Raw genomic sequence first — 12,455 nt, 5'->3', positions numbered from 1 at the left:
CGGGGTCCGCGCCCCGGGTGGTCGGATCGACGAAAGGAGTGTCTGGCTCCCGATCCGCTGAGCGGCTCGGTCACAGTGGCGGGACCGCGCCGGGGTCGCACCGGCTTCCTCCTCGTCCGTCGCTTCAGCAGCGAGGGTAGTCCCCTGCACCTCCACGTACGGTGCGCGGGACACCCGGTAGCAAGGAGCCCCAGACATGACGACCGCCGACCCGCTCCCGACGACGTTCGTGCCGCGGCACACCCCGCCGGGCCGCCGGACCGCGGTGCTTCTCCTGACCTGCCCCGACACCCGCGGCATCGTGGCTGCCGTCGCCGACTTCCTGGCCCGGCACGGCGCGAACATCGTGGAGGTGGACCAGCACACCGACCACCATGACGACGTCTTCTTCCAGCGGGTGGAATTCGAGCTCGAGGGATTCGACCTGCAACCGGAGGAGGTGCTGCCGGCGTTCCGGGAGGTCAGCGAGCGGTTCTCGATGGAGTGCGAGTTGCAGCTGCCCGAGCACGTGACGCGCATCGCGGTACTGGCCTCCCGGCAGCCGCACTGCCTGCTCGACCTGCTCGCCCGCTGGTGGACCGGAGAGCTGCACGCGGAGCTCGCCTTCGTCGCCAGCAACCACCCCGACCACGCCGAGGCCTGCGCGTTCTTCGGGGTCCCCTTCCACCACCTGCCGGTCGGTCCCGGCGGCAAGGCCGCGCAGGAGGGCCGGCTGCTCGAGCTGCTGGAGCAGGCGGACGTCGAGCTGATCGTGCTGGCGCGCTACATGCAGGTGCTCAGCGAGGACCTGGTGGCGCGCTACCCGCACGCGATCATCAACATCCACCACTCGCTGCTGCCGGCCTTCGTCGGCGCCCAGCCCTACCGGCAGGCGTACGAGCGGGGGGTCAAGGTGATCGGCGCGACGGCGCACTACGCGACGGCCGAGCTCGACCAGGGTCCGATCCTCGCGCAGGACGTGGCGCGGGTCACCCACCGCGACTCGGTGGAGGACCTGGTCGCCCGAGGCCGCGACCTGGAGGCGCTGGTGCTGGCCCGTGCGGTGCGGCTGCACCTGGCTGCGAAGGTGCTCGTCTACGGCAACCGGACCGTCGTCTTCGGCTGAACAGCAGGGGCACCGGGCGGCACGAAGGGCAGACCGGCGGGCGCACCGTGCTCGAGCAGCCGCAGGACGGCGGCGGTGTCGAGGTGGTCGGCGACCAGGTCGCCGAGCGCGTCCAGCCGCGCCTGGCGGACCGCCGCGAACGACCCGGTCCCCGGGCTCCAGTCGCGGCCGGTCGCGGCGGCGACCTCCGCCAGCAGTGCCCGGCGCAGGCCGTCGCTCTCCAGCGCGCCGTGCCAGACGGTGCCGGCGACGCCGCCGACGCGGCAGCCGCCGGGGAAGTCCTCCCCGCCGTCGGCCGTCAGCACGCCGTGGTGGATCTCGTACGCCGTCGTCACCGGGTGCCCGGCGTAGGAACCGGTGGGGCGGGCCAGGACCTTCCCGGAGCCGAAGACGGTGCGCACCGGCAGCAGCCCGAGGCCGTCGACCGTCCCGGCGCGGGACTCCACGTCGTCCTCGACGGTGCGGCCGAGCATCTGGTAGCCGCCGCAGATGCCCAGGACAGGGAGCTCCTTGGCCGCCCGGTCCATCAGCACCCGGTCCAGGCCGCGCCCCCGCAGCCAGGCCAGGTCGGCGACGGTGGCCCGGCTGCCGGGCAGCACCACCAGATCGGCGTCCGCCAACTCCTCGGCCGTGGTCGCGAAGCGGACCAGCACCCCGGGCTCGCTGCGCAGCGCGTCGACATCGGTCCAGTTGGACAGCCTCGGGAAGCGCACCACCGAGACCCGCAGGACGTCCCGGCCGGCCGGCGGGAGCGGGGCGACCGGCACGCTCAGCCCCAGGGAGTCCTCGACGTCGAGCTCCAGGCCCTCGGTCCACGGCAGCACGCCGAACGTCCGCCGGCCGGTCAGCCGCTGCAGCATCTCCAGCCCCGGTTCGAGCAGCCGCACGTCGCCGCGGAACTTGTTCACCACGAAGCCGCAGACCAGCGCCTGGTCCTGCGGCGAGAGCAGCGCGAGGGTGCCGAACAACGCCGCGAACACGCCGCCGGGGTTGATGTCGCCGACCACCAGGACCGGTAGTTGCGCGGCGCGGGCCAGGCCGAGGTTGGCGATGTCGGTGGTCCGCAGGTTGATCTCTGCCGGTGAGCCGGCGCCCTCGCAGACCACCACGTCGTAGCGCCGGCGCAGGTCGGCCAGGCAGTCCAGCGAGATCTCCAGCAGCGCGGCCTTGTGCTCGCGGTAGGACAGTGCGGAGACCTCCGCCCACGGCCGCCCGAGGACCACGACCTGCGAGCTCTGATCGCTGCCCGGCTTGAGCAGCACCGGGTTCATGGCGGCCTCCGGCTCGATGCCGGCGGCCGCGGCCTGCATCGCCTGGGCCCGTCCGATCTCGGCACCGTCCAGCGTCACGGCGGAGTTGAGCGACATGTTCTGCGCCTTGAACGGCGCCACCCGCACGCCCTGCCGGGCCAGCCAGCGGCACAGCCCTGCGGTCAGCACCGACTTGCCCGCGTCGGAGGTGGTGCCGGCGACCAGCAGGGCGCCGCGGGTCATCGCCGCCCCCGGTCGAGCAGCAGCCGGGCGCCCGCGACCAGCACCCCGGCGCCGACGGTCACGGCAAGCGAGAGCCTCGCGGCCCGCGTGATGTCGGCCACCTCGGGTGCGGGTCCGTTGCCGAGCAGGGGGCGCTGCTCGACCCGGCCGGCGTAACACAGCCGGCCGCCCAGAGTGCGGCCGAGCGCGCCGGCGAACGCCGCCTCGACCGGGCCGGCGTTGGGGCTCGGGTGCCGGTGCCCGTCCCGCCGGCGGACCCGCAGCGCCTGCGCGCGGCTGCCACCGACGACAGGAGCGAACGCGACGGCCAGGGCGGCAGTCAGCCGGGCCGGCAGCAGGTTGGCGACGTCGTCGGCGCGCGCGGCCGCCCAGCCGAACCGCTCGTAGCGCGGGGAGCGGTGGCCGACCATCGCGTCGAGGGTGTTCACCGCGCGGTAGGCCAGCAGCCCCGGAACCCCTGCGACGGCGCCCCAGACCAGTGGCCCGACGACGGCGTCGGAGGTGTTCTCGGCGACCGACTCGACCGTGGCGCGCGCCAGTCCCGCGCCGTCCAGCGCGGCCGGGTCCCGGCCGCACAGATGCACCAACCGGGCGCGCGCGGCAGGCAGGTCCCCGGCGTCGAGGTGCCCGGCCATGGTCGCCGCCTCGCGCCGCAGGCTGGTCCCGCCGACGACGGCCCAGGTCGCGAGGGCGGTCACGGCGGCGCGCCCCGCCGGGCCGGGCAGCGCCCGCTGCAGGCCCGCGCCGGCAGCGGCCGCGCCGCCGGTCAGCACCAGCGTGTAGCCGGCGCCGGCCGCGCGCGAGTCGTGGTGGACCCGGCGCTCCAGTGCCGCGGCCAGCAGCCCGAAGCCGGCGACGGGATGGCCCCGCTGCGGGTCGCCCAGCAGCGCGTCGGCGGCCAGCCCGGCAGCCAGCCCCGCCGCGACCGGCCAGGCAGCTCCAGGCACGCCGGCGAGCCTAGCCGGGGTCTCCGCGACCCCCGCGGCCCGAGAGGCGCGGATCGGGCGGAAGCGGCACCCGGACACCCGAGCGGATGCGATTCTGGAGCCGTGTCCCGTCCCCTCCTGCTCGCCGTCGCCGTGGCCCTGTCGACCGCCTGCGGTGCGACCGCCCCGACCACTGGCCCGACCGCCGGTGCGACCGCGTCCCCGTCGCCGACCGCCGCCGCCCCGTCGTCCCCGGCCGCTGCGCCGACGCCACCCGCAGCATCGGCGTTGCCGTCGGCGGTCGCCCGGCCGGTGTGGGTCGTCGGCGCGTCGCCGCTGCCGCTGCGGCCGGACGGCTTCGGCCAGGTGCTGCCGACACCGAAGGTGCTGCGTGACCGCCGGATGACCGCGGCCAGCACGCTTCCGCCGCCTCCTGGCGGCCGCTTCACGGCGACCGTCGCGGCGATCGGTCCGGAGGTGCGCACGCGCATGGGCGAGAGCTGGTCGCCCGCCTGCCCGGTGGGGCTGAAGGACCTGCGCTACCTGACGGTGTCGTTCCGCGGCTTCGACGGCGCCGCGCACACCGGCGAGCTCGTGGTCAACGCCTCGGCGGCCGGCGACGTGGTCGAGGTGTTCCGCTCGCTGTTCACGCAGAACTTCCCGATCGAGGAGATGCGGCTGCCGACGACGGCCGACTTCACCGCCGCCCCGACCGGTGACGGCAACAACAGCGCGTCCTACGTCTGCCGGGCCGCGCGCGGACAGAAGACCTGGTCGCAGCACGCCTACGGGCTGGCGGTCGACATCAACCCGTTCCACAACCCGCTCGTCAAGCGGGACCTGGTGGTCCCCGAGCTGGCCGGCGCCTACGCCGACCGCGCCGACGTCCGGCCCGGCATGCACGTGGCCGGGGGGCCGGCCGTACGCGCGTTCGCCGCCGCCGGCTGGTCCTGGGGCGGCGACTGGCGCAGCAGCAAGGACTACATGCACTTCAGCGCGAACGGCCGCTGAACCACCCGTACCGGGAAGCCGGTGGCTATCCCCCCTCGAGGTCCCCCTCGAGCTCGAGGTAGACACGCCTCAGCCCGTCCAGCGTCTCCTGCGACGGCTGCTCCCACAGCCCGCGGTCGGCCGCCTCGAGCAGCCGCTCGCTGATGCCGCGCAGGGCCCACGGGTTCGACTTCTGCATGAACGCCCGGTTGGTCTCGTCGAAGACGTAGGCCGAGGCGAGCTTCTCGTACATCCAGTCGTCGACGACGCCGGCGGTGGCGTCGTAGCCGAACAGGTAGTCGACGGTGGCCGCGAGCTCGAAGGCGCCCTTGTAGCCGTGCCGCTGCATCGCCGAGATCCACTTGGGGTTCACGACCCGGGCGCGGAAGGCGCGGTGCGTCTCCTCCTGCAGGGTGCGGGTCTTCACCGTGTCCGGCACCGCGCTGTCGCCGACGTAGGCCTCCGGCGACTCGCCCGTCAGCGCGCGGACCGCCGCGACCATGCCGCCGTGGTACTGGAAGTAGTCGTCGCTGTCGACGATGTCGTGCTCGCGGGTGTCCTGGTTCTTGGCCGCCACGCGCATCCGGGTGTAGACGCGCTCCATGTCCCGGCGGGCCGGCGCGCCGTCCAGCCCCTTGCCGTAGGCGTAGCCGCCCCAGACGGCGTAGACCTCGGCCAGGTCGGCGTCGGTCTTCCAGTCGCGGCTGTCGATGAGCGGGAGGAGACCCGCGCCGTACGCCCCGGGCTTGCTGCCGAAGATGCGCGCGGTCGCGCGGCGCTCGTCGGTGCCCTCGGCCAGGTCGGCCTGGACGTGCGCGCGCAGGAAGTTGGACTCCGCCGGCTCGTCGAGCGCGGCCACCATCCGCACCGCGTCGTCGAGCATCTCGACGACGTGCGGGAAGGCGTCGCGGAAGAAGCCGCTGATCCGCAGCGTGACGTCGACCCGCGGCCGGCCCAGCTCCTCGAGCGGGACCACCTCCAGGTCCGTGACCCGGCGGGAGGCCCTGTCCCACACCGGTGTGACGCCGAGCAGCCACAGGACCTCGGCGATGTCGTCGCCGGCCGTGCGCATCGCGCTGGTGCCCCAGACGACGAGCCCGACGGAGGCGGGGTACTCGCCGTGGTCGGCGAGATAGCGACTCAGCAGCGAGTCACCGAGCGCCACGCCGACGGCCCAGGCGTTCTGAGACGGGATCGCCTTGGGGTCGACGGAGTAGAAGTTGCGACCTGTCGGGAGTACGCCCACCAGCCCCCGGGTCGGCGAGCCCGAAGGGCCGGCCGGCACGAAGCCCCCGGACAGGCCGTGCAGCAGGTTGCCCAGCTCGTCGGTCGTGCGGGCCAGCCGCGGGACGACCTCCTGGCAGGCGAAGCGCAGCACGGCGTTGACGTCAGGAACCGCCCGGTCGAGCACGCCCTCGACCACGCCGTCCACGGCCTCGGCCGACCACTGCGCCTCGTCCACCGCGAGGACCAGCTCGCGCGCCATCGACTCCAGCCGGTCGGCCTGCACCCGGTCGTCCTCCGACAGGTCGTAGGCCGCGCCCAGCGCGCGGCGCAGCCCGGGCAGCGAGCCGGCCTGGCCGCCCCAGGTCTGCTGAGCGCGCAGGATCCCCAGCACCAGGTCGACCCGCGGCAGCTCCACCGGCGCCTGCCCGAGGATGTGCAGCCCGTCGCGGATCAGGACGTCCTTGACCTCGCAGAGGTAGCCGTCGACGTGCAGCAGGAAGTCGTCGAACTCCTCCTCGCTCGGCGTCTCCGACACGTGCAGGTCGTGGTGCAGCTGCGCGGCGGTGACGAGGTCCCAGATCTGCCCGCGGATGGTCGGCAGCTTGGCCGGGTCCATCGCCTGCACCTGCGCGTACTCGTCGAGCAGCTGCTCGAGCTGGGCCATCTCGTCGTAGGACTCGGCCCGCGCCATCGGCGGCACGAGGTGGTCGACGACGGTGGCGTGCGCGCGGCGCTTGGCCTGGGTGCCCTCGCCGGGGTCGTTGACGATGAACGGGTAGAGCAGCGGCAGGTCGCCGAGCACCGCGTCCGGGGCGCAGCCGGCGGACAGCCCGAGGCCCTTGCCGGGCAGCCACTCGAGCGTGCCGTGCTTGCCGAGGTGGACCACGGCGTGCGCACCGAAGCCACCCGCGGACTCGGGCTGTGCCAGCCAGCGGTAGGCGGCCAGGTAGTGGTGCGACGGCGGCAGGTCCGGGTCGTGGTAGATCGCGATCGGGTTCTCGCCGAAGCCCCGCGGCGGCTGGATCGCCAGCACGACGTTGCCGTACTGCAGCGCGGCGAGGACGATCTCGTCGCCGTCGACGTAGAGCGACCCGGGCGGGCTCCCCCAGTGCTCGACCATCGACTCCTGCAGCTCCGCCGGAAGGGTGGCGAACCACCGCTGGTAGTCGGCCAGCGGCACCCGCGCGACGGCCGCCTGCAGCTGCTCCTCGGTCAGCCACTCCACGTCGTGGCCGCCGGCGGCGATCAGCGTGTGGACCAGCGTGTCGCCGTCCTCGGGAAGACAACCTGGTCCGCCGCCGGCAGGACCGCCGACGTCGTAGCCGGCCTCGCGCATCTCCTGCAGTAGCCGGACCGCGCTGGCCGGCGTGTCGAGCCCGACGGCGTTGCCCACGCGTGAGTGCTTGGTCGGGTAGGACGACAGCACCAGCGCGATCTTCTTCTCGGCGTTCGGCAGGTGCCGCAGCCGGGCGTGCGCGACCGCGATGCCCGCCACGCGCGACGCCCGCTCCGGGTCGGCGACGTAGGCGGGCACGCCGTCCTCCCCCGTCTCCTTGAAGGAGAACGGCACCGTGATCAGCCGGCCGTCGAACTCGGGGATCGCGACCTGCATCGCCGCGTCGATCGGGGCGGCGCCGGCGTCGGAGGCGTCCCAGTCGGCCCGGCTGCTGGTCAGGCACAGCGCCTGCAGCACCGGTACGTCCAGCCGGCCGAGCGCGGTGGCATCCCAGCCCTCGCTGTCGCTGGCGTCGGAGCCGCCACTGGCCAGCACGGTCACCACGAGCGCGTCGACGTCGGACAGCAGCTCGTCGACCACGGGCAGCCGCCCCTCGCCGTCCGGCCGCAGCGACCCGACGTAGACCGGCCGGGCGTTGGCACCGGCCGACTCGATCGCGTCGCACAGCACGTCGACGAAGGAGGTGTTGCCGGACAGCTCGTGTGCGCGGTAGAAGACGACACCGATCGTCGGGCGCGAGGCGTCGACGTCGCGCCCGCCCCGCAGGCCGTACGCCGGCAGAGCCATCGGCGGGGCGAACCCGACACCGGTGAGCAGCACGGTGTCGGACAGGAACGCCGCCAGCTCCCGCAGGTTGGCGCTGCCGCCCTCGCGCAGGTAGGCCGCGGCATCCGCGACGACACCGGCCGGCACCGTCGAGGCGTCGGCCAGCTCGGCGTCCAGGGCGCCCTCGCCGCCGACGGCGATTAGCGGGATCCGCCGCTCGACGCAGGCGCTGCGCAGCGCGTCGAAGGATTCCCACGCCCGGCGCCCGCCGAGCAGCCGCACGACGACCACGTGCACGCCGTCGAGCAGGGCGACCGGGTCCTCGACCCGGGACGGGTTGGCCAGCCGCAGCTCGAGCGCCGGGTCGGCTACCGCCCGGGCGGCGAGCAGGTCGGTGTCGGCGGTGGACAGGAGCAGGAGCGTCACCGGGACAGTCTGGCCCACCGGAGGTCCGGGGCCGGCGACGGTCAGCTGGCCTTGTCCGCCACCCCGGCGCTGTCGAAGGTGGCGACGTCGCGCAGCACCCGGGCCGCCGCCTGCACCAGCGGGAGCGCCAGCACGGCGCCGGAGCCCTCACCGAGCCGCAGGTCGAGGTCGATCAGCGGTCGTAGCCGCAGCGCCTCCAGTGCCCGGGCGTGGCCGGGCTCGGCGGAGCGGTGGCCGGCCAGCGCGGCGACCAGCGCGTCGGGGTGCAGCGCGGCGGCGACGAGGGCGGCGGACCCGGCGATGACACCGTCCAGGACGACCGGCACCCGCAGTGCCGACGCGCCGAGCAGGAAACCCACGAGCGCGGCGTGCTCCAGCCCGCCGACGGCGGCGAGGACGCCGAGCGGGTCGGCCGGGTCCGGGGCGTGCAGCGCGAGCGCGCGCCGTACGACGTCGATCTTGACGGCGAGCGTCGCGTCGTCGACGCCGGTCCCGCGACCGGTCACCTCGGCCGGGTCCAGATCCAGCATCGCGGCGATCAGCGCGGCGGAGGCGGTGGTGTTGGCGATGCCCATGTCGCCGGTGAGCAGGCAGCGGGCTCCTTCCGCGACCAGCTCGCGGGCGACGGTGATGCCCACCTCGACCGCCGCGACGGCCTGCGCGCGCGTCATGGCGGGCCCGGTGGTCAGGTCGGCGGTGCCGGCGGCCACCTTGCGGGCACGTAGGGCCGGGTGCGCCGGGAGGTCGCCCGCGACGCCGACGTCGACGACGCACACCTGCGCGCCGGTCTGCGCGGCCAGCGCGTTCACCACCGCGCCGCCGGCCAGGAAGTTGCCGACCATCTGGGCGGTGACCTCCTGCGGCCACGGCGTCACCCCCTGGGCATGCACGCCGTGGTCGGCGGCGAAGACGGCGACGGCCGCGGGCGCCGGCAGCGGCGGCGGGTCCAGACCGGCCAGGCCGGCGAGCTGGATCGCGACGTCCTCGAGGACGCCGAGCGAGCCGCGTGGCTTGGTCAACCGCGCCTGGTGCTGCTCGGCGTCGGCCATCGCCTGCCGGTCCAGCGGGCGCAGCTCGGCGAGGGTGGCGTCGATCACGGGGGCTCCTGGGGTCGTGCGTACGGGCGGCGCGTCAGGATGCCACCGGTCGCTGGGGCGGCGGGCGGCCGCCCCGACCCGGGTCGCTCAGCCGGCGCCGACGAGGAGCAGCGTGCCGCCGAAGACGATGCCGCTGACCACCAGCGTGACGAAGGTGTAGCCGAGGATGTCGCGGACCCCGAGCCGGGCGACCGCGAGCAGGGGCAGCGTCCAGAACGGCTGGATCATGTTGGTCCACTGGTCGCCGTACGAGATGGCCATGATGATCGGCGCCGCGTCCACGCCGAGCGACTCGGCGCTGCCCATGAAGATGGGCGCCTGCACGGCGAACTGGCCGCCGCCGGAGGGGACGAACATGTTGAGCAGCCCCGCCGCCAGAAAGGCGAAGAAGCCGAGCGTCGCGGGGGTGGCGATGGCGGCGAAGAACTCGCTCATCACCGCGGCCAGCCCGGTGGTGGTGGTCATGCCCAGGATGCCGGCGTAGAGCGGGTACTGGATGAGGACCTCGCCGACGGTGCGCCCGGCGTCGGTGACCAGGACACCGAGCTCACGGGGCGAGCGGACGATGAGCAGGATGGCAGCGAGGAACGTCCAGTTGACGATGTCCAGCGTGAGGTTGAACCCCTCCTGGGCGAAATACACCACGAGGTAGCCGCAGAGGGCGAGCCCGACGATCAGCGTGACGCTGCGGGCACCGTCGATCCGGTCCGCGACGGTGCGGGCCGGCGCCGTCCCGGTGGTCGGGTCCGCTGTGGCGACCGCGCCGGCGGCGGCCCCCGTCGTCGCCTCGGGGGCGGGTGCCGCCGCCTCGGCCTCGTCGTCCGCGTCCGGCGGCAGCTCGGTGACCGGATCGCCTGCCCGTGGGACCAGCAGCACCATGGCACCGGCGACCGCCAGCAGCGTCACGATCGTCGCGAGGATGTTCCAGCTCGCGAAGGTCGTCTCGGTGACCGGCACGACACCGAACTCCTCGGCGAAGAAGCTGCCCTCTGTCGCGGCGGCCAGCGGTCCTGAGCCGGAGTAGCCCATGTGCCAGACGACGAAGCCGGAGTAGGCCGCGGCGACGAGCAGCGGGTAGTGCAATCGGATGCCCCGCCGCCGGGCGCTCCGGCCGACCTCGAGGGCGAGAATTCCGCCGACGATCAGTCCGAGGCCCCAGCTGATCAGCGAGGCGATACCGGTGACCACGGTGACGAAGGCGTACGCCGCCCGGGGCGTGCGCGGCAGCGACGCGACCCGGACCAGCACCCGGTGCACCGGAGGGGTGTGCGCCAGCGTGTAGCCGAAGATGAGCACCAGCGCGATCTGGGTCATGAAGGCCAGCAGGCCGGACAGGCCGTCCCCCCAGGCCCGGACGACCTCGACGGGTCCCGCGTCGGTGAGACCGAGGGCGAGGCCGGCGACGACGAAGGTCAGCACCGCAGCGAAGACCAGCGAGCTGGGCATGTAGCGCTCGACGAGCGTCACCAGGGGACGGGTGATCGTGCGGAGCATCGGGATGACCTCCAGGACGGGATTCCAGTGCGCGACCGGGACAGCGGTCGTGCCGTGCGGCCTTACTTCACGCGCTTGTCCTCCCCGGCCCACAACCGCTCGCGCAGCACGAACTTCTGCGTCTTGCCGGTGGAGTTCTTGGGCAGCGGACCGAAGAAGATGGCCTCCGGGGCCGGTGCCTTGAAGCGGGCCAGCCGCTCACGGAGATGGTGGACGAGCTCCTCCGCGGTGGCCTGCGCACCCGGCTTGAGGGTGACGAACGCGGCCGGTCGCTCGCCCCATTTCTCGTCGGGCATGGCCACGACCGCGGCGTCCAGGACCGCCGGGTGCTCGGCGAGCGCCTGCTCCACCTCGATCGAGGTGATGTTCTCCCCGCCCGAGACGATGACGTCCTTGCTGCGGTCGCGGATCTCGACGTAGCCGTCCGGGTGCAGCACGCCGAGGTCGCCCGTCCGGAACCAGCCGTCCGGTGTCGCCCGGGCGGTGCCCTCCTCGTCCCGGTAGTAGCCGAGCATCACGTTGTTGCCGCGCAGGGCCAGCTCGCCGAGGGTCGTCCCGTCGCGGGGGACGTCGACGCCGTCGACCAGGACGCGCAACTGCTGGCCGACGGCGTTCCCCACCCCCTGGCGGGACTTGATCCGGGCCTGCTCCTCGAGCGGGAGGGTGCGCCACTCGGGACGCCAGTCGCAGATCACGGCGGGGCCGAAGGTCTCGGTGAGCCCGTAGAGGTGCGTGACGTCGATCTGCAGATCGGCCAACCGGCCCAGGATGGCCGGCGAGGGCGGGGCTCCGCCCGTGCCGACGATGAGCCGGTGCGGGGCGCCGCCCTCCGCAGCCGGGTCGTAGGCGACCGACAGCAGGACGGTGGGCGCACCGTTGAAGTGGTTGACGCCCTCCTCGCGGATCAGCCGCCAGATCTCGCCGGGCTCCACCTTGCGCAGGCAGACGTGCACCCCACCCGCGGCGGTGACCGCCCAGGGGAAGCACCAGCCGTTGCAGTGGAACATCGGCAGCGTCCACAGCGACACCGTGTCCGCGGTGAGCTGCAGGTGGTAGGCCATCGCGAGGGCCTGCAGGTAGGCGCCGCGCGGGTGATACATCACGCCTTTCGGCCGCCCGGTCGTCCCGCTGGTGTAGTTCAGGGACAGCAGCGAGGTCTCGTCCTCGAGCGGCCGGCAGAGCGGCGTCGCCTCGGCCAGCAGCTGCTCGTACTCGTCGTCGGCGCCGCCGGCCTGCACGAGCCGGACGTCGAAAGGCACTGCGGCAGCGATCTTGTGCGCGGTCTCGGCGAAGTCGTGGTCGTAGACGAGAACCTTCGCCTCCGCGTGCTCGATGACGTACGCGAGCTCGCGGTCTGCCAGCCGGGTGTTCATCGCGACGAGCACCGCACGCGAGGCCGGTACGCCGTAGTGGGCCTCGAGCATGACGCCGACGTTCGGCGCGAGCACCGCGACACGGTCGCCCGGCACGACCCCGAGCCGGTCCAGGGCGCCGGCGAACCGCCAGCAGCGGTCGCCGAACTCCGCGTAGGTCAGGCGGCGGTCGCCGTCCACCACGGCCAGCCGGTCGCCGTACACGTGTTCCGAGCGCCGGAGGAAGGACACCGGGTCGAGCGGCTCGAAGGACGTCACTGCCATGCTCTCTCCCGACGTGGTCGGATCCGGACACACCAGAGGACTATCAGACGCTGCTGTG

The 12,455-nt window shown here is 73.9% G+C and carries 8 protein-coding genes and 1 riboswitch; of the genes, 2 read left to right on the top strand and 6 right to left on the bottom strand.

Features of this window, described 5'->3' with window-relative positions:
• Nucleotides 1–36: 36 nt before the first annotated feature.
• Nucleotides 37–113: riboswitch (cobalamin riboswitch) on the bottom strand.
• Between the two features lie 83 nt (nt 114–196).
• Nucleotides 197–1,105, top strand: a complete 909-nt coding sequence (gene purU / locus WD794_08430; GenBank protein ID MEX2290335.1) for a formyltetrahydrofolate deformylase — start codon at nt 197–199, stop codon at nt 1,103–1,105.
• On the opposite strand, the gene WD794_08425 is transcribed toward purU, so the two are convergent.
• Complete coding sequence (locus WD794_08425; protein ID MEX2290334.1) at nt 1,075–2,598, bottom strand: cobyric acid synthase; 1,524 nt, start codon at nt 2,596–2,598, stop codon at nt 1,075–1,077. The genes purU and WD794_08425 overlap by 31 nt on opposite strands.
• Nucleotides 2,595–3,545 (bottom strand): cobalamin biosynthesis protein, encoded by a 951-nt coding sequence (locus WD794_08420; GenBank protein MEX2290333.1) that lies wholly within the window; start codon nt 3,543–3,545, stop codon nt 2,595–2,597. Before WD794_08420 ends, WD794_08425 begins: the two co-directional genes overlap by 4 nt.
• A gap of 102 nt (nt 3,546–3,647) precedes the next feature.
• Here WD794_08420 and WD794_08415 point away from each other — a divergent pair, with 102 nt between their 5' ends.
• A complete protein-coding gene (locus WD794_08415; protein ID MEX2290332.1) occupies nt 3,648–4,535 on the top strand; it encodes a M15 family metallopeptidase in 888 nt (295 codons plus the stop codon).
• Between the two features lie 25 nt (nt 4,536–4,560).
• Here the strand turns inward: WD794_08415 and cobN are convergent, their stop codons facing one another.
• From cobN to WD794_08395, 4 genes are all read right to left on the bottom strand, one after another.
• On the bottom strand, nt 4,561–8,169 hold the full coding sequence (cobN, locus tag WD794_08410; protein ID MEX2290331.1) for a cobaltochelatase subunit CobN: 3,609 nt from the start codon (nt 8,167–8,169) through the stop codon (nt 4,561–4,563).
• A 41-nt stretch (nt 8,170–8,210) separates the two neighbouring features.
• The gene (gene cobT, locus WD794_08405) at nt 8,211–9,266 is read right to left on the bottom strand and encodes a nicotinate-nucleotide--dimethylbenzimidazole phosphoribosyltransferase (GenBank protein ID MEX2290330.1); all 1,056 of its coding nucleotides are present in this window, start codon (nt 9,264–9,266) and stop codon (nt 8,211–8,213) included.
• An 87-nt stretch (nt 9,267–9,353) separates the two neighbouring features.
• A complete protein-coding gene (locus WD794_08400; GenBank protein ID MEX2290329.1) occupies nt 9,354–10,760 on the bottom strand; it encodes a TIGR00366 family protein in 1,407 nt (468 codons plus the stop codon).
• Nucleotides 10,761–10,822: 62 nt separating this feature from the next.
• Nucleotides 10,823–12,397, bottom strand: a complete 1,575-nt coding sequence (locus tag WD794_08395; protein ID MEX2290328.1) for an acyl--CoA ligase family protein — start codon at nt 12,395–12,397, stop codon at nt 10,823–10,825.
• Between the last annotated feature and the right edge of the window lie 58 nt (nt 12,398–12,455).

The organism is Mycobacteriales bacterium (assembly GCA_040902655.1).
GTDB lineage: Bacteria > Actinomycetota > Actinomycetes > Mycobacteriales > SCTD01 > SCTD01.
Note: the sequence above shows the minus strand (reverse complement) of the source record. Positions and strands in the feature narration are given on the sequence as shown.